Annotated in this window: 1 protein-coding gene; it reads right to left on the bottom strand. The window is 71.8% G+C overall.

All coding sequences use genetic code 11. The features are described 5' to 3' along the window. On the bottom strand, window positions 1-1,608 hold a 1,608-nt coding region (locus DQW06_RS01765; RefSeq protein ID WP_232832938.1), incomplete at its 3' end, for a glycoside hydrolase family 15 protein. Window positions 1,609-2,388 lie beyond the last annotated feature (780 nt).

Consider the following 2,388-nt stretch of genomic DNA (forward strand, 5'->3'; position numbering starts at 1 on the left):
CGACAGCAGCGCGTTGGCCATCCAGAAGCTGCACGCCAGGAACGCGCCCTCGTTGCCGGGCAGCTGGTCGGCGGAGTCGTCCAGGTCGGTGCGGTAGCGCAGCACGAACCCGTCCACCATCAGGTCCTTGCGCACCGCCTCGATGGTGCCGACCACGCGCGGGTCGTCGTAGGGCAGGAAACCCACCTCGGGGATCAGCAGGAGCGCCGCGTCCAGCTCCTTGCTGCCGTAGTACTGGGTGAACGTGTTGCGCTGGGGGTCGTAGCCGTACTCGCACACCTCGGCGTGGATGGTGTCGCGCAGGGCCCTCCAGCGTTCGATGGGCCCCTCCTTGCCGAACTCCTCGATGCTGCGCACCGCGCGGTCGGCCGCCACCCAGGCCATCACCTTGGAGTGCACGAAGTGCTGGCGGGGCCCGCGCACCTCCCACAGGCCCTCGTCCGGCTCGTCCCAGCACCACTCCAGGTAGTTGACCAGCGAGCGCTGGAGGCCCCACAGGTAGTCGCCGCCGCGGATGTTGTGGCGGCGGGCCAGGTGCAGCACGTCCATGACCTCGCCGTAGACGTCGAGCTGGTACTGGCCCACGGCGGCGTTGCCGATCCGGACCGGACGGGAGGCCTCGTAGCCCGGCAGCCACTCGGCCTCCCACTCGGTGAGTCTGCGCTCGCCCCGGATGCCGTACATGATCTGCATGAGCTGGGGTTCGCCCGCGATCGCCCGCACCAGCCACTCGCGCCAGGCCAGCGCCTCGTCCTTGTAGCCGGAGCGGATCATCGCCTCCAGCGTGATGGTGGCGTCGCGCAGCCAGCAGTAGCGGTAGTCCCAGTTGCGCACCCCGCCGATCTCCTCGGGCAGGGAGGTGGTGGGGGCGGCGACGATCCCGCCGGTGGGGCGGTAGGTCAGGGCCTTGAGCACGATGAGGGAGCGGATCACCGCCTCGCGGTAGGGGCCCTCGTAGGTGCACTGGTTGACCCACTTCTCCCAGAAGCGCTCGGTGCGCGAGAGCGCCTTCTCCGCGTCCAGGTGGTCGGACTCCTCCACCTGGGAGGGGTGCCAGGTCATCACGAAGGGCACCCGCTGGCCCGCGGTGACGGTGAAGGTGGCGTCGTGGGTGAAGTTGTGGCCCTGGAGGGAGATGGGGGTGCTGAGCCAGATGGCGTCGGGTCCGGCGATGGCCACCAGTTCGGCCCCGGTCCGGTGCACCCACGGCACGACGTGGCCGTAGTCGAAGCGGATGCGCATGGTCGTCTCCATGCGCACGGAGCCGCTCAGCCCCTCGACGATGCGCACGATGTGCGGGGCGCCGCCGCGCGGCGGCATGAAGTCGATGACCCGGACCGACCCGGAGGGGGTGTCCCACTCCGACTCCAGGATGAGCGTGTCGCCCCGGTAGCGGCGGCGGGTGGCGCGCGGTTCGCCCTCGGCGGGGCGCAGGGTCCAGCAGCCGTTCTGCTCGTCGCCCAGCAGCGCGGCGAAACAGGCCGAGGAGTCGAAGTCGGGAAGGCACGCCCAGTCGATGGACCCGTCGCGCCCGACCAGCGCGGCGGTCTGCATGTCGCCGATCATTGCGTAGTCCTCGATCCAGCCTGGCACGCGGCTCACCCCCATCAGGTCGTCATGGTCTCTGCGGTCGGCGCCTCGTGGGGTGCGCGGTGCCCTGCGACGGCCGCCCGCGCGCGCACCCGTGTGCGCGTCCCGCCGGGGTCCCGTCTCCTGCCCGCCATGGGGGGCGGCACCGCCGCCAGGCGCCGTTCGGGCCACGTTCCGCCTCCGCACCAGCCGCCGCTCGCCTTCCACCCGGTAATGTGCCCAGGTGGAGGCAGCCGAAAAGGCCGGTGCCCAGGAACCGTCCCGAACACGGTCCTTTCCGTTCACCGCGGTCCCCATCTTCCCCCCTCCTCCGGAGGGGCGCCACCCGCAGTTGCACGTGCACCGGCAGGTGCAGCGAAGTATGTGGCGGAATGGGGGAGTTTGTTGGACCAGAAGTTATGACGCGGTGATCAAGATCCGGTGACGGGAAGGCCAAGGCCAGCCGGAATGGGCGTACTCGGCGCGTCCGCAACCCCGCCGGGCCTCCGGAGCCGAGCACCCGCGGCGATACGGGGCGCCCGCCGCGCACAGGGCGCCCCGTGCGCCGGGAGTCCGTCACGAGCGGCCGCGTCCGCGGCCGTACGCGTGGCGGTACCGCTCGGTGCCGACGCCCCTCCGCACGGGTTCGCTCCGGGACGGCTCACTCCGGGTGCACGGGCCCCGGCGCACTCCCGCGCTCGGCTCCCCGGGACCGGCGGGGACCGGACCGCCCGGCGACCGGATCGGGCACGCGCATCAGGGGCAGGAAGACCTGGGCCAGCGGCCCGATCGCCACCGCGAACACCAGAGTGCCCACCC

The organism is Nocardiopsis sp. TNDT3 (assembly GCF_003427465.1).
Classification (GTDB): Bacteria; Actinomycetota; Actinomycetes; order Streptosporangiales; family Streptosporangiaceae; genus Nocardiopsis; species Nocardiopsis dassonvillei.